Below are 22,004 nucleotides of genomic sequence, written 5' to 3'. Positions count from 1 at the left end.
GTCGAGGGGGGACCCTACGACGGGTCGAGGCCGTGGCTGCGGAACCAGGCGAGCGGGTCGATCGCCGAGCCGCCGCCGGGGCGCACCTCGAAGTGCAGGTGCGGGCCGGTCGAGTTGCCGGAGTTCCCGGAGAACGCGATCGTGTCGCCGGCCTTCACGGTCGTACCGGAGGGGACCTGATAGCTGGAGAGGTGGCAGTACCACGTCTCCGTGCCGTCCATCGCGGTCACGATCATCATGTTGCCGTAGGCGGCGTTGTACTGCGTGCGCACCGTGCCGTCGGTCGCGGCCATCACCTTCGCGCCGTACGAGACGGGGAAGTCGATGCCGGAGTGGACGGACATCCAGTTGATGCCGGACTGGCCGTAGTAGGCGCTGAGGCCGTGCTGCGCCACCGGGAGCGCGAACTTCGGCCGCAGCCGCTCCTTGCGGGCCGCCTCCTCCGCGGCCGCCCTGCGCTCGGCCGCCTGCTGCGCCTTGAGGTCGATGCGCTCCTGGGTGCGGCTGGCCCGGTCGGCGAAGTCGTCGGCGCCGGCGGCGAGGCTCTCCAGCTGGGTGTCCAGCTTGATGTTGGCGGCGGACGGTTTCACCGGCTGGACGTCCGCCGCGGTCGTCGCCGTCTCCTGGCCGCCGTCGTCGGCCAGGTTGCCGACCGAGGCCGCGGCGATACCGGCGACGCCCATCACACACGCCGAGGGCACGGCCACCGTCAGCAGCGCGGAGCGCTTGACGGGCGCACGGCGGCGGGAACGGGACCCGGAGCGCGGGGCCGGGGTGGGAGCGGCCTCCTCCTGCTCGTCGAGCAGGTGCACCGCAGGCAGCTCACCGGTGTCGGCCGGCTCGCCGTCGGCGCCGGGAGCCTCGTAGGGATCCTGGTCGAACGACTCGGCCTGCGGCTCGTAGGACTCGGCCTGCGGCTCGTAGGACTCGGACGCGGGCGTCGGGGCGGTGGTGTCGCCGCCGTCGGAGTTCCACTGCGTGGCGTCGTAGACACCGCTGTCGAAGGTCTGCGCGCTCCAGTCCCAGTGCTGGGTCCGGTCGGCGGGGTTCCCGGCCTGGTCGGGCTGGAGCCACTCACCCGCGTCCCACTGGCCGCTGGTCTCCGGGGAGGTGGCCTGCGGCGGAATCACCGTCATCGGGTGGTGGCCGGTGGTCCATGCGGTCGCGTCGTAGCCGCCGGTGTCGTGCGCGGACGGGTACGGGGCCGCGTACGTGTCGTACTGCCCGGTGTCGTGACCGCCCGCGGGCCAGTGCCCGGTCTCGTACGCACCCGTGTCGTGGCCGCTGCCGGGGAGGTCGCCGAAGAGGGGGTCGGTGGCGAAGGTTCCGGTGGTGTGGCCGGTCCCGAAGTGGGTGGCGGTGAAACCGGTGGCGTTGTACTCGCCGTATGGGGTGAAGTCGCCGTACTGGGCTTCCTGGGTGCCGTACGACGCATAGGGCGCCGAGGCGGCGTCGGAAGCCGGAGCCGGGTCCATGGTCCCCGACGGGTGACGGTCGTTCACCAACTTCTCTTTCGCCTCGACAACAGGGGCTGCCAGAGCAGTGCGGCGACTGTACCCGGCGGTACGCGGGCGCGACAATCTTCCGCAGGTTTCGCGCGCGCAGGAAACGGGCAATCGGTCGCCTTTTGGCGGACGGCGGGCGCGGTCTTGGCTTTTTGTTCGAGATTTGTTCGAAGTGGTGGAGGGGTCGACGGCGGTAAGTGGGCCGTCCCTGGCCGTTGTTGTTCGGATTGCTGTCGAGGGGACGCGTGGTTCCGGTTGTCTCGCGGCGCCGGTGCCGGGCGTGTCGCGCCATCCCCGTGTGTCATCCCCGCGTGCCACCTCCGCGCGGCGGCGCCCGGGGCCCGCCGGCCGTCAGGCCACCGTCAGGCCTTCCGGGCGGCCGGTGGCCGGCTCTCCGGGGTGTGCCGTGTCCAGGGCCTGCCGTATGCGGGTCGCCACGGCCGGGTGCACGGGCAGGGCGAGATGGCCCACGCCGCTCACCCGTACGTTCACCGCCGTCAGGTCGGGGTGCTCGACGCACGCCGACTCCAGCGGGTCCATGATGTGGTCGAGGTCGCTCCAGAAGGCGACGAAGCGCGTACGGCAGCCCGGTGCGGGCTGAGTGAGCTCCTCGAGCACCGGCGAGCCGGGGCGCATCTGGCGCACGATGGGGTGCGCGTTGGCCAGCGGCGCGACGCGGGTGCCGGAGTGCGGGGTGCCGAGCGTGACGAGCGTCCGCACGTGGGCGTCACCGCCCAGCCGCTGCACGTAGTACCGCGCGATGAGCCCGCCGAGGCTGTGCCCGACGACATCGACCCGGCGACTGCCCGTGCGTTCGCACACCTGCTCTATGTGTCGGCCGAGCAGTTCGGCCGCGATGCGGATGTCGCAGGTCAGCGGCGAGTAGTTGAGCGACTCGATCTGCTGCCTGCCGTGCTGGGAGAGGCTGCGGCGCAGCAGGACGAAGACCGACCGGTTGTCGATGAAGCCGTGCAGCAGCACCACCGGGGGCTTGGCCTCCGCCGGCAGCTGGGCGGTGCCGTCCAGGGCGGGCAGCGCGGCGCTCGCACCCCGGCGCTCCTGGACGATGCCGGCGGGATAGAGCAGGAGGTGGCCCGCCAGGATCGCCAGCTCCAGGGCGGTCGCCTTCAGCAGGCTCAGGGAGAGATCCGCCAGCCGGATCGGCAGAAGACGCCGGCAGAGCGGCAGGAAGGGGAGAGCTGCCTCGGTGACCTTCATGGCCGACCTCCTGTCGGCACGCGGGAGGACAGCCCTGTCCCTCGTGTGCCCTCATGGGAAATCGCCGCGAGAGCGGTCGACGGTGCGCGCGTGCGATGCGTGGAGGGGGCGCGGTGGTGCGGCGACCTCGGTGCGAATCCCTTGTGCGCATGCTCCCACCGTTGCCCGAGTGGTGCACGGGCGCGCGGTGTACGGGGCTCGGAGCCCGGGAACGCTACGCGGTGAACGTGTCCCTCCGTGTGATTTGCCCCTCGCTGCGCACCGTGAAACTGCCGGTTGCGGGATGCTGGAGATAACGTTCGTTCACTTCCCCGGCCGGTTCGGGCCGGAGTGCCCGAACGATGTGTACGGCACGACGGATGTGTGCGGTACTTGTCGGTACGGATGGATGTAGTCGCTTCATGGAGGCAGTGATGGGTGTGGCAGCCGGTCCGATCCGCGTGGTGGTGGCCAAGCCGGGGCTCGACGGCCACGATCGCGGGGCCAAGGTGATCGCGCGGGCGCTGCGCGACGCCGGTATGGAGGTGATCTACACCGGGCTTCACCAGACCCCCGAGCAGATCGTCGACACCGCGATCCAGGAAGATGCCGACGCGATCGGTCTGTCCATCCTCTCCGGGGCGCACAACACGCTCTTCGCGGCCGTCATCGAGCTGCTCGAGCAGCGGGACGCGGCGGACATCCTGGTCTTCGGCGGTGGGATCATCCCCGAGGCGGACATCGCTCCGCTGAAGGAGAAGGGCGTCGCGGAGATCTTCACGCCGGGCGCGACCACGGCGTCCATCGTGGACTGGGTGCGGGCGAACGTGCGGCAGCCGGCGGAGGCGTAGGGCGGCTTTGTGGCGCCTCGCGTGTCGCGGCCGGGGAACGGCCGGTCCACGCGGCCGGCGTTCCCGGAGCGCCCTGCATCGGTGCGGACAGGGGGTGGGTCGCGCTGCCCGGCGTTTGCGGGGTGCCGCCGCGCCCACCCTCCCCCACTCTCGGCTTCGCTCGGGCGAGGGGACCACCGTCGCCCCCGGGGGTACCTCCCAGGCCTTCAAGGCACTGGGGGAGGCACGACTGCCCGCAGTTGACGCGGCGTGGGCGCTCACGGCGGGTCGGCCGGGGACGGGCTTGTCGTCCCGGGACGACAGGGGGCGGCCGGGATCAGTTCCGTCAGCATGGCCGCGCGCAGGCGCAGTGTGGTGACCAGGCGCTGGAAGGCCTCCGACCAGTAGCCGCCGGCTCCGGGCGACGCGTTCTCCGGCTCGTCCGGTATCGCCAGGAGCGCGTCGAGGCGGCCGGCCTCGGACGGGTCGAGGCAGCGCTCGGCCAGGCCCATGACTCCGCTGAAACTCCATGGATAACTCCCTGCGTCACGCGCGATGTTGAGCGCGTCGACCACCGCCCGTCCGACCGGCGCGGCCCAGGGCACGGCACACACCCCGAGCAGCTGGAACGCCTCGGACAGGCCGTGCGTCTCGATGAACCCGGCCACCCACTCGGCCCGCTCGGCGGCGTCCAGCGTGCCGAGCAGCTTGGCGCGTTCGGCCAGGGACACCGCCCCCGGGCCGCCCGCCTCCGGCGCGGAGGGCTCTGAGAGCAGCGCCCGGGACCAGGCCGCGTCGCGCTGCCGTACCGCCGCCCGGCACCAGGCCGCGTGCAGTTCGCCCTGCCAGTCGTCCGCCACCGGCAGCGCCACGATCTCCCGCGGCGTACGCCCGCCGAGCCGCCGCGACCAGCTGCCCAGGGGTGCCGCCTCCACCAACTGACCGAGCCACCAGGACCGTTCGCCCCGGCCCGCCGGGGCTCTGGCCACCACGCCGTCGCGTTCCATGCCCGCGTCGCATTCGTGCGGCGCCTCGACGACGATCGTCGGTGTGTCCCGCGTACGGTCGACGGCCACACAGGCCCCGGCCCGGACCGCCATGCGCTCCGCCAGCGCCGAGCCGGGCAGTGCCGACAGCAGCTCCGCCGCCGTGGCCCGTACGTTGCGGCTGCGGTCGGCCAGGGCCTGTTCGAGGAACGGTTCGTCGTCCGGGCCGAGTCCGGTGCGCAGCGAGTCCAGGAACATCAGGCGGTCCTCCGCCCGCTCCGTCGCCCAGCTCGCCGCGAGGAGTTCCCGCGCGGTGGCCGGCCTGCGGGAGCGGAGGGCGGTGAGGAGGGCGACCCGTTCGGCGAAGAGGCCCTCCTGCCAGAGCCGTCGTATGCCCTCCGTGTCGTGGAGGCGGGGCACGGACGGGCCCCCGCCCGGTGTGGAACGCAGGGCGAACCGCCAGTCCGGGTTGAACCGGGCCAGCCACAGGGCGCGCGGCCCCGCGAACCGCAGCGCCGCCGGACGCAGGTCGGTCCGTCCCCGCGCGGCGTCGAGCAGGGCGGGCAGCGCGGCCGGGGGCGCCGCGAAACCGCGGGCGTTCGCCGCCGCCAGCCACTGGGGCAGCAGCTCCATGAGGTCCGGAGCCGTGCCCCGGCGGCCACCGCCCGAGGTGCCGGGACGGTCGGCGAGCAGCATCGTGAGCCGGCGCGCGGCGGCGGACGGCAGCGGAGGGCGCGGGTCCTCGGGAGCCGGCCGCGGACGCTCCGCGGCCGGCGCGGGCCGCAGCCCGGCGCGTCGCCGTACGGTCGCCACGGCCGCCGCGTCCAGCAGGGCCGACGGCGCGTCCGGCCCGGGCGCGGAGCCAGGCGGTGTGCGCCGGTCCGTGCCCAGCAGGGCCGTGGTCACCAGTTCCTCCCAGGAGTCCGGGAGGGAGGCGCCCACGGCGGTGGTCGTCCTGCTCATGAGCTTCCTTTCCGACGGGCGTCCCGGCACGGTCGAAGACCCACGCGCACCGAGTGTCCAGTGATGTCCGAAAGATTCCTTGACTGTGCGGGAACGGGGAGGAGCGCGCCGCTCAGCACAGCGGCACCACCTCCCCGGGCCCCTCCGGCCATGCCGCCAATGGAGTGAATCCCTGGTGGCCGCACTCGCCGAAGACCCTGACCGGTGCGCCGCCCGACAGGGCGACCAGGCGCCACAGACCGGGGCGGGACCGCGCGGCCGGCGTGAGCGGCAGGGCCGCGTCCTCGTCGGCGTCGGCCAGCTGCCAGCCGTCACCGTCCGGAGCCGGTACCACCCGGTCCAGCGTCACCGGGACCGAGTCCAGCCAGGGGTCGTCGCGCAGCGCCTCGCCGTAGCGGGCGGCCGCCCGGGCCGTCGTCGTCCCCGGCGGCCGTACGTCCGTCGGCGCGGGCGGCGCGAACCGCTCACCCAGGGCCACCCGCGGCTGCTCCGCGCCCGGGTACGCGGACAGCTCCGCGTCGAGGGCCAGCCCGACCGGCAGCGCGAGCTCCGGGGCGCGGCCCGCCGCCCCGTAGGAGAGGAGCAGCGCCGTGCGCCCCGAGCCCGCGCCGTACAGCCAGACGCGGCGGGTCGTCAGACGGCTGTCCGCCGTGTCGTACTGGGCGAGGACCAACCAGCGGTCCCGTATCGCCGGGCCGTCCGCCGACGCGGGCAGGCCGATACGGGAACGGACCGTCGCGGCCAGCCCTTCCGGCAGCCGTTCCCGGCGCAGCCAGCCTTGGCCGAGGAGGTGGAGCAGCGCGCACTCCTCCAGCAGCCGCACCGGCCCGCCCGGCCCGGTGCCCGCGAGCGCCCCCAGCTCCCGCACCCGGGCGGCCAGTCCCGGTGCCTGGGCGTCGACCATGCGGGCCGCGGTCTCCTCCCACAGCCCGTACCCCGACTGCTCGGCCGACGCCAGGCCGCCGCGGAGCAGATCCGCCAGGCGCTGCTCCAGTTCCACCGCGCCCGCCGTCACCCGCTCGGCCCGGCGCTCGGCCCGGCGCCGCGCCGCCTTTGGGCCGGCGGAATCCGAGGAGCCCGAGGAGTCCGAGCGGCCCGCGGTCCGCTTCTGTTCCGCGCGTGTGCGCCGGCCCGCGATCCAGTGCTCGGCCCACTTCGGCGCCTCTCCCCGCGGCACCACCCCGTCACCGCCCGACCAGAGCAGCAGCAGACCGAGCGCGTGCTTGCACGGGAACTTACGGCTCGGGCAACTGCACTGGTACGCGGGCCCGGAGGCGTCCGCGACGTCGACGACCGTCCGGTACGGAGTGCTCCCACCGCCCTCGCACAGACCCCACACCGTCCCCTCGCCCGAACTTCCGGCCCCGGACCACGCACCGGCCGCGCCGAGTCTGCTTCCCGCCGTGCGTGACGCGGGGTCAGGCGCCAGTGCCAGCACCTGGTCCGCGGTCCAGCGCACCCCCTGCTGAGTCATACCGACGAAACTAGATCCCGGCACTGACAATCGCCCCGGCGAGCGCATTAGTGCAGGTCAGAGCGATTGTCAGTGGTGTGGTGCACGGTTGGTGCCAGATCCGAACCGGCCGAGCTGGAGGGGGACCCAGTCATGACTGCGTCCGTTGGACCTACGTCCGTCGACCCGACGCGGAACAGCCCCGCGCCCGCGCACACGGCGGCGAAGACGCGGACGCTGCGGCCGCACGCCGAGGACGCCTTCGCCGCCGAACTCGCCGCGCTGGCGGCGCAGGACGACCGCCCCCGCCCCGCCCGCTGGCGGCTGTCGCCGTGGGCCGTCGCCACCTACCTGCTCGGCGGCACGCTGCCGGACGGCACGGTCATCACGCCGAAGTACATCGGTCCGCGCCGCCTCGTCGAGGTCGCGGTGAGCACCCTCGCCACCGACCGCGCCCTGCTCCTGCTCGGCGTGCCCGGCACCGCGAAGACCTGGGTCTCCGAGCACCTGGCCGCCGCGGTCAGCGGCGACTCCACCCTGCTCGTGCAGGGCACGGCCGGCACCCCGGAGGAGGCCATCCGCTACGGCTGGAACTACGCCCGGCTGCTCGCCCACGGCCCCAGCCGCGACGCCCTCGTGCCCAGCCCGGTGATGCGGGCCATGGCGGAGGGCATGACGGCCCGTGTCGAGGAGCTGACCCGCATCCCGGCCGACGTCCAGGACACGCTGATCACCATCCTGTCGGAGAAGACGCTGCCGATACCGGAGCTGGGCCAGGAGGTGCAGGCGGTCCGCGGCTTCAGCCTGATCGCCACGGCCAACGACCGCGACCGGGGGGTCAACGACCTGTCCAGCGCCCTGCGCCGCCGCTTCAACACCGTGGTGCTGCCGCTGCCGGAGACCCCGGAGGCGGAGGTCGACATCGTCTCGCGCCGGGTCGACCAGATCGGCCGCTCCCTCGACCTGCCGGCCGTGCCCGACGGCATCGACGAAATCCGCCGGGTCGTCACCGTCTTCCGCGAGCTGCGCGACGGGATCACCACCGACGGCAGGACGAAGCTCAAGTCGCCCAGCGGCACGCTGTCGACCGCCGAGGCGATCTCCGTCGTCACCGGCGGGCTGGCGCTGGCCGCCCACTTCGGCGACGGCGTGCTGCGGGCCGGGGACGTCGCCGCGGGCCTCCTCGGCGCGGTCGTCCGCGACCCGGCGGCGGACCGTGTCGTCTGGCAGGAGTACCTGGAGACCGTGGTCCGCGAGCGCGACGGCTGGAAGGACTTCTACCGGGCCTGCCGGGAGGTCAGTGGATGAGCGGCGGGAAGGCGGACACCGCGGGGCCGCTGCTGCTCGGCGTGCGGCATCACGGGCCGGGATCCGCGCGGGCGGTGCGGGCGGCGCTGGAGGAGGCCCGGCCGGGTGCCGTGCTGATCGAGGGCCCGCCGGAGGCGGACGCGCTGGTCCCGCTCGCCGCCGAGGAGGACATGCGACCGCCCGTCGCGCTGCTCGCCCACGCGGTGGACGAGCCCGGCCGCTCGGCCTTCTGGCCGCTGGCCGAGTTCTCCCCGGAGTGGGTCGCGCTCCGCTGGGCCCTGGAGCACGAGGTTCCGGCCCGCTTCATCGACCTGCCGGCCGCGCACACGCTGGCCCAGGAGGGTGACGAGGGCCGCGCATGCGGCGCGGACGACGAGGTGCGGGTCGACCCCCTGGGGGTGCTCGCCGAAACCGCCGGGTACGACGACGCCGAGCGGTGGTGGGAGGACGTCGTCGAGCACCGCGGTGTGGGCGAGGGGGACGCGGTCGCGCCGTTCACCGCGCTCGAGGAGGCCATGACCGCGCTGCGGGAGGAGTACGGAAGCGGGGGACACCGGCGGGACCTCGTGCGCGAGGCGCACATGCGGCTGCGGATCCGGGCGGCACAGCGGGAGTCCGGGGACGGCGTGGCCGTGGTCTGCGGGGCCTGGCACGTGCCGGCGCTGCGCCGCAAGGCCACCGTCGCCGCCGACCGTGCCCTGCTGAAAGGGCTGCCCAAGGTGAAGACGGACATGACCTGGGTGCCCTGGACCCACCGCAGACTCTCCCGGAGAAGCGGCTACGGCGCGGGCATCGACTCCCCGGGCTGGTACGGGCATCTGTTCGGCGCCCCGGACCGGCCGGTCGAGCGGTGGCTGACCAAGGTGGCCGGGCTGCTGCGGGCCGAGGACCGCATCGTCTCCTCCGCGCACGTCATCGAGGCCGTACGGCTGGCGGAGACCCTCGCGGCGCTGCGCGGACGTCCGCTGCCCGGCCTGAGCGAGACGACCGACGCGGTACGGGCGGTGATGTGCGAGGGCTCCGACGTGCCGCTGGCACTGGTGCACGACCGGCTGGTCGTCGGCGACGTGCTCGGAGAGGTGCCGGCGGCGGCGCCCGCCGTGCCGTTGCAGCGGGACCTCGCGCGGATCCAGCGCCGGCTGCGGCTGAAACCCGAGGCCGGGGAGCGGGAGCTGGAGCTCGACCTGCGCAAGGAGACCGATGCGGAGCGCGGCAGACTGTTGCACCGGCTGCGGCTGCTCGGCATCGGCTGGGGAGAACCGGCCGCCGCACGCGGCGGCACGGGGACCTTCCGGGAGACCTGGCGGCTGCGCTGGGAGCCCGAGCTGTCCGTACGGGTCGCCGAGGCCGGGATCTGGGGGACGACCGTGCTCGCCGCCGCGACCGTCAGGGCGGAGGCGGACGCCCTCGGTGCGAGCGGCCTCGCCGAGGTCACCGGGCTCGCCGAACGCTGCCTGCTGGCCGCACTGCCCGAGGCGCTGCCCACGGTGATGCGGATCCTCACCGACCGCGCGGCCCTCGACACGGACGTCGGCCATCTCGCCCAGGCGCTGCCCGCCCTGGTCCGCTCGCTGCGCTACGGCGACGTGCGCGGCACCGACACCGCGGCGCTGGCCGAGGTCGCCGCGGGTCTCGCCGAGCGGGTCTTCGTCGGACTGCCCCCGGCCTGCGCCGCCCTGGACGCGGACGCCGCCGACGAGATGCGGCGCCACGTCGACGCGGTGCACGGCGCGGTGGGCCTCCTCGGCGACGCCCCCGCACCGGGCCACGGGAAGCTGCGCGCCCGCTGGCAGTCGGTGCTGCGGACCCTGTCCGCACGGGACACCGTGCCCGGCGTCATACGGGGACGGTCCGTGCGGCTGCTGCTGGACGACGGGGAGCTGGCGCAGGACGAGGCGGCACGGCTCATGGGGCTCGTGCTGTCCCCGGGCACGCCGCCGGCGGACGCGGCCGCGTGGATCGAGGGCTTCGTCGGCGGCGGCTCCGGCGGCGGACTGCTCCTGGTCCACGACGAGCGGCTGCTCGGGCTGGTCGACAGGTGGCTGACGGGCGTACCGGCGGAGGCGTTCACGGACGTACTGCCGCTGCTGCGGCGGACGTTCTCGGCGTACGAGCCGGGAGTGCGGCGCACCCTCGGTGAACTGGTCCGGCGCGGACCGGGGGCACGTGGCGGCACGGCGGCCGCGGTTTCCGGCATACCCGGCTTCGCCCCCGACCCCGACACCACCCGCGCGGACGCCGTGCTGCCGGTCGTGCGGCTGCTGCTCGGGCTGGACGGGGACGACGAGGGAGCACGCGACGGACTGGCGGGGGTGAGGGGATGACGGACACACAGGGAGAGGCGGCGGGGACGACGGACCCGGCGCAGGAGCGGCTGCGGCGCTGGCGGCTCGTGCTCGGCGGCGACCCGGCCGACGGAACCGGATACGCGCTGTCCGGGCAGGACACCGCGATGGACGGGGCGCTCACCGCGCTCTACGGCAAGGGGGACACGCCGCAGGCGGGCCGCGACCGCTCGGCGGGGCTCGGCGCGTCGGCGCCGTCGGTGGCCCGCTGGCTCGGGGACATCCGGACCTACTTCCCCTCCTCCGTCGTCCAGGTCATGCAGCGCGACGCCATCGACCGGCTCGGCCTCGCCACGCTTCTGCTGGAACCGGAGATGCTGGAGGCCGTCGAGGCCGACGTCCATCTCGTCGGCACGCTGCTGTCGCTCGACAAGGCCATGCCGGAGACGACGAAGGAGACGGCACGGGCGGTCGTGCGCAAGGTCGTCGAGGACCTGGAGAAGCGGCTCGCCGCCCGCACCCGGGCCACCCTCACCGGCGCCCTCGACCGCAGCGCCCGCGTCGGCCGGCCACGCCACCACGACATCGACTGGAACCGCACGATCGCGGCCAACCTCAAGCACTACCTCCCGGAACACCGGACGGTCGTGCCCGAGCGGCTCATCGGCTACGGGCGTGCCTCGCGGTCGGTGAAGAAGGAGGTCGTCCTCTGCGTCGACCAGTCCGGATCGATGGCGGCGTCCGTCGTGTACGCGTCGGTGTTCGGGGCGGTGCTCGCCTCCATGCGGTCGATCGGCACCCGGCTCGTCGTGTTCGACACGGCGGTCGTCGACCTCACCGACCAGCTCGACGACCCCGTCGACGTGCTCTTCGGCACCCGGCTCGGCGGCGGTACGGACATCAACCGGGCGCTGGCGTACTGCCAGTCGCGGATCACCCGGCCGGCGGAGACGGTGGTCGTGCTGATCAGCGACCTCTACGAAGGGGGGATACGCGACGGGATGCTCAAGCGGGTGGCGGCGATGAAGGCGTCGGGCGTGCAGTTCGTGACGCTGCTCGCGCTGTCCGACGAGGGCACGCCCGCGTACGACAGGGAGCACGCGGCGGCGCTCGCCGCGCTGGGCGCACCGGCGTTCGCCTGCACACCCGATCTCTTCCCGGAGGTGATGGCGGCGGCGCTCGAGAAGCGGCCGTTGCCGATACCGGACGCGGCATGAGGAGCGGACTCGGGCCGGTGAAAAGGGACATGAGTACCCATCGGTAACGGAGGGCTTGCGCGACCTCGGGAGTCGCGTGCGAGGATCGGCGCCGTTCGATGAAGGACCCGTGAAGTGTCTCCCGCCGTCCCGCCGTCCCGCCGTCCCGCCGTCCCGCCGTCCCGCCGTCCATCCGTCCCGCCGTCCCGGAGGAACCGCCCCTCTTGATCCGGTCAGCAGCCTTGCCCGGTGCCGCTCTGCGCACGATGCGCGCGGCGGCGGGGCGGCGTGCGGTCCAGTTGGCGCTGCTGGTGGGCGCGGTGTTCGTGCTCGGCGTGCTGTACGGGGAGCGGGCGCAGGCGGCGGACGGCGGGCCGGTCGAGCGGACCCTCTCCGCCGTCGGGTCCGCGGTGCCGACCGGCTCGGGCACCCCGCCCGACTCGAACGGGCCCGCGCCGGTCATCGAGACCCTCACCGTGCAGCGCCCGGACGTGGCCGGGCCGATCCGCCCGCTGACCGAGAGCGTGGTCCGGTCCGTGGACGAACGGGTCGTACGGCCGGTCGGGGACCTGGCCGGCGCGGTGACCGGCCGGCTGGACGAGGCGACGCCGGGGCGACTCCCCGCCCGGCCCGCGCTCCCCGCGCTCCCCGCGCTCCCCGCGCTCCCCGGCCTGGAGCGGCCCGCGCCGCTGCCGGAGCTCCCGTACCTGCCCGGCACGCCGGAGCAGACACTCCCCGCCCGGCCCGCCCTGCCCGCGCTCCCCGGCCTGGAGCGGCCCGCGCCGCTGCCGGAGCTCCCGTACCTGCCCGGCACACCGGAGCAGACACTCCCCGGGCCGGGCACGCCCGTCCCGCAGCCGGGCGCCTCGGACGGGCCGTCCGGCGCGCCCGGGCAGGACGCCCCGGACGAGCCGAAGGGGCCGGACGGACCGTCCGGGACTCCGGATCCGGCCGCGGGGCCCGGAGCCCACGGCCCGGAGTTCATCCGTGCCGGCCGCGCGGCCCACGCGGACCAGGGACACCGGCCCGCGCAGGACGCCGTACGCGTCGTGGACGCCGGCCCGGCCCCCGCACCGCACGCCCCCGGCACTCCCGCCGGTCGGTCGGACGGCACGGCGAGCAGCCGTTCGGCCGCGGACCACGGCACGCCGCGACACGGTGACGCGTACGCCGTCACCGCGCATCACCGGCCGCCGCTCCGGCTCGTACCCGGCGACACCGTGCGCGCCGAGACGGCCGGTACGCGGAACCCGCACCGGGACGTCCCGGTCTCACCCGCTTAGGAGCGGTCCCTTCCCTCGCCGCGGACACGTGCGCGCGAGGGCGGCGCGGCAGCCTGCCCGTTCGGGCACCCTCCGGGCACCCTCCGGGTCCCGGCGGAAGCCGCCGCGGCCCCCTCCCGCCGGTCCGGCCGCACGCGCCCGCGTCCCCACCCGTACCTGACTCACGGGTAACAAAGGACTCCGCGGGGCATCAGGACCCGGACAGCCGAAAGCCGTCGGTCTGTCCGGTCGGAACCTCGTGGAGGGGTGGCCGACCCCCATTGGGGTGAGGGCCGGCCACCCCGCATCCCGGAGAGCAGGGTGTTCACCGCCCCTCCGGGCTGTTCGAAAGGGCCTCACCGGGCCAACCCCAGCCCGGTGAGGCCCCTCACATCCGGCACGCCGTGCCAGAGATGGCGGCATCATGTGACAGGTATCACCGCTCATGTGTGACCCGCGATTTAGAGAGGTCCCCCATGCGGCGATAACCTGCGAGACGGACATGCCGCGCGCTCGGACACCGTGTGCGCCTCCCTTGTGACACAGCGGACGTCACGTTGCCCTTCGCGGCACGCCCACGCATCAACGAACCGCGAGATCACTGATAGGGACGGAAGCGCGTGGACCTGTTCGAGTACCAGGCGAGGGACCTCTTCGCCAAGCACGATGTACCGGTGCTGGCCGGTGAAGTCATCGACACGCCTGAGGCGGCCCGCGCAGCCACCGAGCGTCTCGGTGGCAAGTCCGTCGTCAAGGCCCAGGTGAAGGTCGGCGGCCGCGGCAAGGCCGGCGGCGTCAAGCTCGCCGCCACCCCCGACGAGGCGGTCGAGCACGCGACCAACATCCTCGGCATGGACATCAAGGGCCACACGGTCCACAAGGTGATGATCGCCGAGACGGCCCCGGAGATCCTGGAGGAGTACTACGTCTCCTTCCTCCTCGACCGTGCCAACCGCACCTTCCTCTCCATCGCCTCCGTCGAGGGCGGCATGGAGATCGAGGAGGTGGCGGCCACCCGCCCCGAGGCCGTCGCCAAGACCCCGATCGACGCCAACGAGGGTGTGACCCCCGCCAAGGCCCGCGAGATCGTCGAGGCCGCGAACTTCCCGGCCGAGGTCGCCGACAAGGTCGCCGACATCCTGGTCACCCTGTGGAAGACCTTCGTCGCCGAGGACGCGCTCCTCGTCGAGGTCAACCCGCTGGCCAAGGTCGCCTCCGGTGACGTCATCGCCCTGGACGGCAAGGTCTCCCTCGACGAGAACGCCGAGTTCCGTCAGCCGGAGCACGAGGCTCTCCAGGACAAGGCGTCGGCCAACCCCCTCGAGGCCGCCGCCAAGGAGAAGAACCTCAACTACGTCAAGCTCGACGGCGAGGTCGGCATCATCGGCAACGGCGCGGGTCTCGTCATGAGCACCCTGGACGTCGTCGCCTACGCCGGTGAGGCGCACGGCGGCGTCAAGCCCGCCAACTTCCTCGACATCGGTGGCGGCGCCTCCGCCGCCGTCATGGCGAACGGCCTGGAGATCATCCTCGGCGACCCGGACGTCAAGTCCGTCTTCGTCAACGTCTTCGGCGGCATCACCGCCTGCGACGAGGTCGCCAACGGCATCGTGCAGGCGCTGCAGCTGCTCGCGGACCGCGGTGAGGAAGTCACCAAGCCGCTGGTCGTCCGCCTGGACGGCAACAACGCCGAGCTGGGTCGCAAGATCCTCTCCGACGCCAACCACCCGCTGGTCCAGCGCGTGGACACCATGGACGGCGCGGCCGACAAGGCCGCCGAGCTCGCGGCTGCGAAGTAAGGGACGAGGACTAAACAGCCATGGCTATCTTCCTCAACAAGGACAGCAAGGTCATCGTCCAGGGCATGACCGGTGCCACGGGCATGAAGCACACCAAGCTCATGCTGGCCGACGGCACGAACATCGTCGGTGGCGTGAACCCCCGCAAGGCGGGCACGTCCGTCGACATCGACGGCAACGAGATCCCGGTCTTCGGCACGGTCGCCGAGGCGATGGAGAAGACGGGCGCCAACGTCTCCGTCCTCTTCGTCCCGCCGGCCTTCGCCAAGGCCGCCGTGGTCGAGGCGATCGACGCCGAGATCCCGCTCGCGGTCGTCATCACCGAGGGCATCGCGGTGCACGACTCCGCCGCGTTCTACGCGTACGCCGTGGAGAAGGGCGACAAGACCCGGATCATCGGCCCGAACTGCCCGGGTCTGATCACCCCCGGTCAGTCGAACGCCGGCATCATCCCGGGCGACATCACCAAGCCGGGCCGCATCGGCCTGGTCTCGAAGTCCGGCACGCTGACGTACCAGATGATGTACGAGCTGCGTGACATCGGCTTCTCCTCGGCCGTGGGCATCGGTGGCGACCCGGTCATCGGCACCACGCACATCGACGCGCTCGCCGCGTTCGAGGCCGACCCCGACACCGACCTGATCGTGATGATCGGTGAGATCGGCGGCGACGCCGAGGAGCGGGCCGCGGCCTTCATCAAGGAGAACGTGAAGAAGCCGGTCGTCGGCTACGTCGCGGGCTTCACCGCGCCCGAGGGCAAGACCATGGGCCACGCCGGCGCCATCGTCTCCGGTTCCTCCGGCACGGCCGCCGCGAAGAAGGAGGCCCTCGAGGCCGCCGGCGTCAAGGTCGGCAAGACGCCGACCGAGACGGCGAAGCTGGCGCGCGCCATTCTCGCCGGCTGAGCGGGCGGCGCAGAGCGACACCGAGCGCCACCGTACGGGTGGGCCCGTTCCCCGCAGTGGGGACGGGCCCACCGTCGTCTCCACCCCCGGCTACCGCGCCTGCGGCGCCAGCCGTTCCGGTCCCCGCGGCAGCTTCTCCCGCAGCAGGGTGCGCAGTTCGCGCTGGTCCTCCGACAAGGGCCCGGGTGCCACCCGCGGCGGAACGCCCCGCACCGTCTCACCCGGTGGCACGGGTGGCTCGTAGCGGGTCGGGGCCGTGCGCAGGGTGAGCGCCGTGGTGCCGATCAGCGCGACCGTGAGCACGACGGCGGCCCGGGTCCACAGCCGGGCCCGGCGCTCGCCGCCGCCGCGCACCACCGGCGGCTCGGCCGCCCGCAGCCGCCCGGTGGAGGCCAGCTCGGCCAGCCGCCGGTGCAGCTCCCGCGGGTCCGACAGGTCCGGGAGCCGGGCGGCGACGGTCTCGCGCGCGTGTGTCAGCCGGCCGGCCGTCGCCCGGGTGGTGGCCTCCGTCTCCGCCGCCGTCTCGGGCAGACCGAGGCCGACCCCGTCGTACAGCAGGAGCGTGCGGCGGTACGGCGGCGGGAGGCGCAGCAACACCTCCAGGAGCGCCTGGTCGTCCTCGTCCGGGGGCGGCGGTTCGGGCTGCCGGTGGCGGCGGCGGTACCGGTGCCACGGGGAGAGCGCACACTCGTACGCCGCCGCGCGCACCCAGCCGGCCGGGTCCGGGTCCCTGGCCACCTCGGGCCAGCGGTCCCAGGCCAGTTGGAAGGCCCGCTCCACGGACTCGCGGGCGAGTGTGCGGCGGCCGGTGAGCAGGTAGGTCTGCCGGACGAGGGCGGGGGCGCAGAAGGAGTACAGGGCGTCGAAGGCCTGAGCGGGCGTGCGGCCCGGGGAGGAGGCGGAGGACGGCGGGGGCGCCTGCGCGAACGCTTCGGGACTGCCGTCGCCGCCCGGCTTGTCCAGACACACCGTCACCACCGCTGTGACCTCCTTCTCCTGATGAACGGGCAGGGAACGCGGCGCCCCCGCGTCGGCGGTCCCTTCCGCCAGGCCGGCCAGCAGTTTCGCGTACGCCTCCCGGTTCCGGCCGCGGGGTGTGCTGCGGCCGGACTCCCACGCGCGTACCGTCTCGGGCCGGACGCCCACGCGCCGCGCGAGCCGATGCCGCGTCAGCGAGGCCGTCTCGCGCAGGCGCCGGCATTCGTCGGGTGGGGGGAGCGGGGTGGTGGGGCTCCGTGTCACCGGGAGCCCCTCCGTCCAGAAAAGTACATAAACGTATATTGAGCGACACAACCGTGCTTCGCCCGTTACGACGGGAAAGCGCGTGTCGTTGGGAGCATGGCGGACGTGACCCAGATGACCGCTCGCCGTACGACGCCGGCCGCCCTGCTCGCCCGCGTGCGTGACCGCTCGCCGGGGCTCGCCTCCGGCCTCCTCGGCGGCGCCCTCGCGGCCGGACTGGGGCTCGCGGCGTTCGCCGTGCTCGTGGTCCTGCTGTGGGTCAGCTCGCCCTACCCCGACAGCGGGCCCGGCGGCGCTTTGCACGTCGCGGCGGCGCTGTGGCTGCTGGCGCACGGCGCCGAACTGGTCCGCGCCGACACGCTGTCCGGCGTCCCCGCACCCGTGGGTGTCCCGCCGCTGCTGCTGCTCGCGCTGCCGGTGTGGCTGCTGCACCGGGCGGCCCGCGACGCGGCGGAGGGCGGCGCGGGCGGCGAGGCCCCGCTCGTCCCCGGCCGTACGGCGTGGGCGGGCGTCCTCCTCGGCTACCTCGCCGTTGGCGCGCCCGCCGCGCTCTCCTGCGCGGGCGGTGGGCTGCGGCCGGCCTGGGAGTGGACCGTGGTGTGCGTGCCGCTGGTCGCCGGACTGGCCGCGGGGACGGGAGTGTGGACGGCGTACGGCCGTCCGAGCGGACCGCTGGAGCGGGTGCTGGGCGCGGTGCTGCCCAGGGGCGTACGCCATCTGGTCCTCGGGCCGGACGGTCGTCCCGGAGTCGTGGCGCGGGCGGCGGCGGCCGGGGCGACGGTGCTGGCCGGCGGCGGGGCACTGCTGCTCGCGGTGTCGCTGGGATGGCACGGCGGGGAGAGCCGGCAGGCGTTCCTGCGGCTGACGGAGGGCTGGTCGGGATGGCTGGCGGTGCTGCTGCTCTGCGTCACGCTGGCGCCGAACGCCGCGGTGTGGGCGGCGGCGTACGCCCTCGGCCCCGGCTTCCTCCTCGGGACCGGCACCCAGGTGACCCCGCTGGCCTCCCCGTCCGCCCCGCCGCTGCCGCCGTTCCCGCTGCTCGCGGCGGTGCCGGACGCGGGAGCGGGGACCGCGCCGAACTGGGCGGCGGCGGCGCTGCCGGTGACGGCCGCACTGGTGGTGGGGTGGCTCGTGGGACGGGGCGCCGCGAGGAGCGGACCGGCGCCCGCCCCGGCCTGGACCCGCGGCCGGACCGCCGGGGCGGCGGGCCTGGCGGCCGTGCTGTGCGCGGCCCTGCTGTCCGTGCTCGCCGCGCTCGCGGGCGGGCCGCTGGGGGTGGCCGCACTCTCCCGGTTCGGCCCGGTGTGGTGGCAGGTGGGGGCCGCGACACTGGCGTGGCTCACGCTGGTGGCGGTCCCCACGTCCCTGGCGGTACGCGCCTGGCGCCGCCGCCCGCCCGGCGGCGACCCCGGGAACCGGCTCCCGGGACCCGGGGCGCCACGGAACCGCCGCGCCCCGGAGGAGACGAAGCCCGCGCCGCCGGTACGCCGTCGGCCGGCCCTGCCCCTCCCGCGCGACGACCCCGACGAGCCGTACCCGCTCCACCCCACCCGGGGGGAACCCACGTCAGACCTGTGGGACTGGGACATGCCGTTCGGCGTGCGGGACGCGCTCACCGCCCCCGGAGAGGAGGACCCCACGTCCGGCGCCCGGGAGTGAGACTCCGCGTCCGGGCGCCGACGTCGTCAGTCGGTCGTGCCCAGCAGGTCGCGCAGCTGCTCCGGGAGGAGGTCGCTGCAGGACTGGCGGGCCTCCTGGGTGAGGGCGTCGTTGGTGCAGGTGTAGTAGTCGCTGTAGACCAGCTGGGCCGTGAAGGACGCGGCGACCAGGGCGAGCGCCAGCGACCCCGTGACCAGTCCGCTCACCGCGGCCGTGGTCTGCGGGCGGCCCTTCGGCTCGGGCGCCGGGGCGTCCGGGTCCTGCGCACGGGGCTTGGCGCGCAGGGCGCTGATGCCCCAGTACAGGGCGAGCGCGCCCAGCAGCAGCGCGACGTACGGCCAGCTGAAGAGGCCGAAGAAGAAGGCCCACATGCCGGACAGCAGGGCGTACCGCGCACGGCGCTGGGCCGGGTCCGTGGGGTCCCAGCGCGTGCCGGGTTTCTGGGGGCCGCCGCCCTGCCCCTCGGGGCTGCGCGGGCGCTCGCCGAAACCGCCGGGGGAGCGGCCGGGCTGCCGGTCGCTCCAGTTCCGCCCCCAGGGGGAGCGGCCGCCGCCCTCCCCGCCGGACGGGTGCCTCGGCTGCCAGGGCCGGTCGGGAGTCCCCTCCGGCGGCGGCGCGAACGGGTTGTCGTCCTGCGGTTCCTGGGGGCCCTGCGCACCCTCGGAGCCCTGGGCCCCGCGGCGTCCGTCGCCGCCCTCGCCCTGGGAGGCGTCGGGCGGCGAGGCGGGGCGCTCCCGCAGCAGCACGGTGCCCCGCTCCCCTCCCCGGGCGGACTGCTGGGGGAACGTGAGGAGTCGCAGGCTGCGGTCCGGCATCAAGTGAGCGTCTTCCCCTTAATGAAGCACGGCGTGGTCCGGCGCGACCGCCTCGCACGACGTATCGACTACGACTGGGCTGGTGAGCCGACGCGTTCCCGTCGGCTCTACGCGGCCCGGGTCCGTCATCCTGTGAACGCCCGGTGCACGGTTCGCGTTCCCACGCGCCCCGACGTTCCAGGACCGGCTCTTCCCAGACGCTACCTTCCGGCCACGCCCCCGTCCCGTGGGGGCCGCCCGGTGTGCCGGTATCGTTGCTGACGGTCGGCCGCTTCGTAGGCTTCCCCGTATCAGGGGACGTGAAGCATTCGTACGAATACACAAAGCGCTGTGCCGCCGGCCGTGCAGACGCTCCCCGAGAAAGGGCCCCACCGTGGCCGCCAAGCCCGTGGCCGAGCGCGCCAGGCGTCTCGTCGTGCTGGTCTCCGGATCCGGCACCAACCTCCAGGCGCTCCTCGACGAGATCGCCGCCACCGGCGCCGAGGCGTACGGGGCCGAGATCGTGGCCGTCGGCGCCGACCGCGAGGGCATCGAGGGGCTGGCCCGCGCCGAGCGCGCCGGGCTGCCGACCTTCGTGTGCAAGGTCAAGGACCACCCGACCCGCGAGGAGTGGGACGCGGCGCTCGCCGAGGCCGTCGCCGCCCACGAACCCGACCTCGTCGTGTCCGCCGGGTTCATGAAGATCGTGGGCAAGGAGTTCCTCGCGCGCTTCGGCGGGCGGTTCGTCAACACCCACCCCGCCCTGCTGCCCAGTTTCCCCGGGGCCCACGGCGTACGGGACGCGCTCGCGTACGGCGCCAAGGTCACCGGCTGCACCGTCCACTTCGTCGACGACGGCGTCGACACCGGGCCGATCATCGCGCAGGGCGTGGTGGAGGTCCGGGACGAGGACGACGAGAGCGCTCTGCACGAGCGCATCAAGGACGTCGAGCGAAGGCTGCTCGTCGAGGTCGTGGGGCTCCTCGCCCGCAACGGCTATCGCATTGAGGGACGAAAGGTAGTTATCCAGTGACCGCCGAGAGCAACAAGCGGGCCATCCGACGGGCGCTCGTCTCCGTCTACGACAAGACCGGCCTCGAGGACCTCGCGCGCGGCCTGCACGAGGCCGGCGTGGAGCTCGTCTCCACCGGGTCCACCGCCGCGAGGATCGCCGCCGCGGGCGTCCCCGTCACCAAGGTCGAGGAGCTCACCGGCTTCCCCGAGTGCCTGGACGGCCGCGTCAAGACCCTGCACCCGAAGGTGCACGCCGGCATCCTCGCCGACCTGCGCCTGGAGGACCACCGGCGGCAGCTCGCCGAGCTGGGCGTGGAGCCGTTCGATCTCGTCGTCGTGAACCTCTACCCGTTCCGTGAGACCGTCGCCTCGGGTGCCACGCCCGACGAGTGCGTGGAGCAGATCGACATCGGCGGCCCGTCCATGGTGCGCGCCGCCGCCAAGAACCACCCGTCGGTCGCCGTCGTCACCAGCCCGGCGCGGTACGCGGACGTCCTCGCCGCGGTCAAGGACGGCGGCTTCGACCTCGCCGCCCGCAAGCGGCTGGCCGCGGAGGCCTTCCGGCACACGGCCGCCTACGACGTGGCGGTCGCCTCCTGGTTCGCCGCCGAGTACGCCCCCGTGGACGACACGCAGTTCCCCGACTTCCTCGGCGCCACCTGGGAACGCAAGAACACCCTCCGCTACGGCGAGAACCCGCACCAGCCCGCCGCGCTGTACGTCTCCGGCACCGGCGGTCTCGCCGAGGCCGAGCAGCTGCACGGCAAGGAGATGTCGTACAACAACTACACGGACACGGACGCCGCCCTCCGTGCCGCGTACGACCACGACGGTCCGGCCGTCGCGATCATCAAGCACGCCAACCCGTGCGGCATCGCGACCGGCGCGGACGTCGCCGAGGCGCACCGCAAGGCGCACGCCTGCGACCCGCTGTCGGCGTTCGGCGGCGTGATCGCGGTCAACCGCCCGGTCTCCAAGGAGATGGCGGAGCAGGTCGCCGAGATCTTCACCGAGGTCATCGTCGCGCCGGACTACGAGGACGGCGCCCTCGAGGCCCTCACCAAGAAGAAGAACATCCGCGTGCTGCGCGCCCCCGAGGCCCCGTCCGCCCCGGTCGAGGTCAAGCCGATCGACGGCGGCGCGCTCCTCCAGGTCACCGACCGCCTCCAGGCCGAGGGCGACGACCCGGCCACCTGGACGCTGGCCGCCGGCGAGGCCCTGACCGAGGCGGAGCTGGCCGATCTCGCCTTCGCCTGGAAGGCCTGCCGCGCGGTGAAGTCCAACGCGATCCTGCTCGCCAAGGACGGCGCCTCCGTCGGCGTCGGCATGGGCCAGGTCAACCGCGTCGACTCCGCGAAGCTGGCGGTGGAGCGGGCGGGCGCCGAGCGGGCGGCCGGTTCCTACGCCGCCTCTGACGCGTTCTTCCCGTTCCCCGACGGCCTGGAGATCCTCACCGAGGCCGGGGTGAAGGCCGTGGTCCAGCCCGGCGGTTCGGTCCGCGACGAGCTGGTCGTCGAGGCCGCGAAGAAGGCGGGCGTGACCATGTACTTCACGGGGACGCGGCACTTCTTCCACTGACGGGTCCGTCCGCCCGTTCACGTGGACG

16 protein-coding genes are annotated in these 22,004 nt (G+C 74.2%); 10 read left to right on the top strand and 6 right to left on the bottom strand.

Features of this window, described 5'->3' with window-relative positions; all coding sequences use genetic code 11:
* Positions 1 to 14: 14 nt before the first annotated feature.
* Together ACFXAE_RS02065 and ACFXAE_RS02060 are read right to left on the bottom strand one after the other, a co-directional pair.
* Complete coding sequence (locus tag ACFXAE_RS02065) at positions 15 to 1,475, bottom strand: M23 family metallopeptidase (RefSeq protein ID WP_384706883.1); 1,461 nt, start codon at positions 1,473 to 1,475, stop codon at positions 15 to 17.
* 381 nt (positions 1,476 to 1,856) lie between these two features.
* Positions 1,857 to 2,723, bottom strand: a complete 867-nt coding sequence (locus ACFXAE_RS02060; protein WP_384706690.1) for an esterase/lipase family protein — start codon at positions 2,721 to 2,723, stop codon at positions 1,857 to 1,859.
* Between the two features lie 413 nt (positions 2,724 to 3,136).
* On the opposite strand from ACFXAE_RS02060, the gene ACFXAE_RS02055 reads away from it, so the two are divergent.
* Positions 3,137 to 3,553, top strand: a complete 417-nt coding sequence (locus ACFXAE_RS02055; protein WP_351997491.1) for a cobalamin B12-binding domain-containing protein — start codon at positions 3,137 to 3,139, stop codon at positions 3,551 to 3,553.
* A gap of 257 nt (positions 3,554 to 3,810) precedes the next feature.
* Here ACFXAE_RS02055 and ACFXAE_RS02050 read toward each other — a convergent pair whose 3' ends face one another.
* Both ACFXAE_RS02050 and ACFXAE_RS02045 read right to left on the bottom strand, forming a co-directional pair.
* Complete coding sequence (locus ACFXAE_RS02050; protein WP_384706688.1) at positions 3,811 to 5,481, bottom strand: DUF5691 domain-containing protein; 1,671 nt, start codon at positions 5,479 to 5,481, stop codon at positions 3,811 to 3,813.
* A 112-nt stretch (positions 5,482 to 5,593) separates the two neighbouring features.
* On the bottom strand, positions 5,594 to 6,955 hold the full coding sequence (locus ACFXAE_RS02045) for an SWIM zinc finger family protein (protein ID WP_384706686.1): 1,362 nt from the start codon (positions 6,953 to 6,955) through the stop codon (positions 5,594 to 5,596).
* A 132-nt stretch (positions 6,956 to 7,087) separates the two neighbouring features.
* Between ACFXAE_RS02045 and ACFXAE_RS02040 the strand changes: the two genes are divergently transcribed.
* From ACFXAE_RS02040 to sucD, 6 genes are all read left to right on the top strand, one after another.
* Positions 7,088 to 8,242: an AAA family ATPase gene (locus ACFXAE_RS02040; protein WP_384706684.1), complete on the top strand. Its 1,155-nt coding sequence runs from the start codon at positions 7,088 to 7,090 to the stop codon at positions 8,240 to 8,242.
* Positions 8,239 to 10,566 carry a DUF5682 family protein gene (locus tag ACFXAE_RS02035; protein ID WP_384706682.1) on the top strand — a complete coding sequence of 776 codons (2,328 nt, stop codon included), beginning with the start codon at positions 8,239 to 8,241 and terminating at the stop codon, positions 10,564 to 10,566. Before ACFXAE_RS02040 ends, ACFXAE_RS02035 begins: the two co-directional genes overlap by 4 nt.
* Entirely contained in the window at positions 10,563 to 11,744 is a 1,182-nt protein-coding gene (locus ACFXAE_RS02030) for a VWA domain-containing protein (RefSeq protein ID WP_384706680.1), read from the top strand. Before ACFXAE_RS02035 ends, ACFXAE_RS02030 begins: the two co-directional genes overlap by 4 nt.
* A 203-nt stretch (positions 11,745 to 11,947) precedes the next feature.
* Positions 11,948 to 13,006, top strand: a complete 1,059-nt coding sequence (locus ACFXAE_RS02025; protein WP_384706678.1) for a hypothetical protein — start codon at positions 11,948 to 11,950, stop codon at positions 13,004 to 13,006.
* Positions 13,007 to 13,605: 599 nt separating this feature from the next.
* Complete coding sequence (gene sucC, locus ACFXAE_RS02020; protein ID WP_384706676.1) at positions 13,606 to 14,784, top strand: ADP-forming succinate--CoA ligase subunit beta; 1,179 nt, start codon at positions 13,606 to 13,608, stop codon at positions 14,782 to 14,784.
* Positions 14,785 to 14,804: 20 nt separating this feature from the next.
* Positions 14,805 to 15,689, top strand: coding sequence for a succinate--CoA ligase subunit alpha (gene sucD, locus ACFXAE_RS02015; protein WP_030829714.1), 885 nt, complete (start codon positions 14,805 to 14,807; stop codon positions 15,687 to 15,689).
* Positions 15,690 to 15,779: 90 nt separating this feature from the next.
* Here sucD and ACFXAE_RS02010 read toward each other — a convergent pair whose 3' ends face one another.
* Positions 15,780 to 16,931 (bottom strand): helix-turn-helix domain-containing protein, encoded by a 1,152-nt coding sequence (locus tag ACFXAE_RS02010; RefSeq protein WP_384706674.1) that lies wholly within the window; start codon positions 16,929 to 16,931, stop codon positions 15,780 to 15,782.
* A 96-nt stretch (positions 16,932 to 17,027) separates the two neighbouring features.
* Here ACFXAE_RS02010 and ACFXAE_RS02005 point away from each other — a divergent pair, with 96 nt between their 5' ends.
* Positions 17,028 to 18,590 (top strand): DUF6350 family protein, encoded by a 1,563-nt coding sequence (locus tag ACFXAE_RS02005; protein ID WP_384706672.1) that lies wholly within the window; start codon positions 17,028 to 17,030, stop codon positions 18,588 to 18,590.
* A 26-nt stretch (positions 18,591 to 18,616) separates the two neighbouring features.
* Here the strand turns inward: ACFXAE_RS02005 and ACFXAE_RS02000 are convergent, their stop codons facing one another.
* A complete protein-coding gene (locus ACFXAE_RS02000) occupies positions 18,617 to 19,405 on the bottom strand; it encodes a hypothetical protein (RefSeq protein WP_384706670.1) in 789 nt (262 codons plus the stop codon).
* Between the two features lie 373 nt (positions 19,406 to 19,778).
* Between ACFXAE_RS02000 and purN the strand changes: the two genes are divergently transcribed.
* Together purN and purH are read left to right on the top strand one after the other, a co-directional pair.
* The gene (purN, locus tag ACFXAE_RS01995; protein ID WP_384706668.1) at positions 19,779 to 20,417 is read left to right on the top strand and encodes a phosphoribosylglycinamide formyltransferase; all 639 of its coding nucleotides are present in this window, start codon (positions 19,779 to 19,781) and stop codon (positions 20,415 to 20,417) included.
* On the top strand, positions 20,414 to 21,976 hold the full coding sequence (gene purH / locus ACFXAE_RS01990; RefSeq protein WP_384706666.1) for a bifunctional phosphoribosylaminoimidazolecarboxamide formyltransferase/IMP cyclohydrolase: 1,563 nt from the start codon (positions 20,414 to 20,416) through the stop codon (positions 21,974 to 21,976). Before purN ends, purH begins: the two co-directional genes overlap by 4 nt.
* Positions 21,977 to 22,004: the final 28 nt, after the last annotated feature.

This window comes from Streptomyces sp. NPDC059454, assembly GCF_042749965.1.
Classification (GTDB): Bacteria; Actinomycetota; Actinomycetes; order Streptomycetales; family Streptomycetaceae; genus Streptomyces.
Note: the sequence above shows the minus strand (reverse complement) of the source record. Positions and strands in the feature narration are given on the sequence as shown.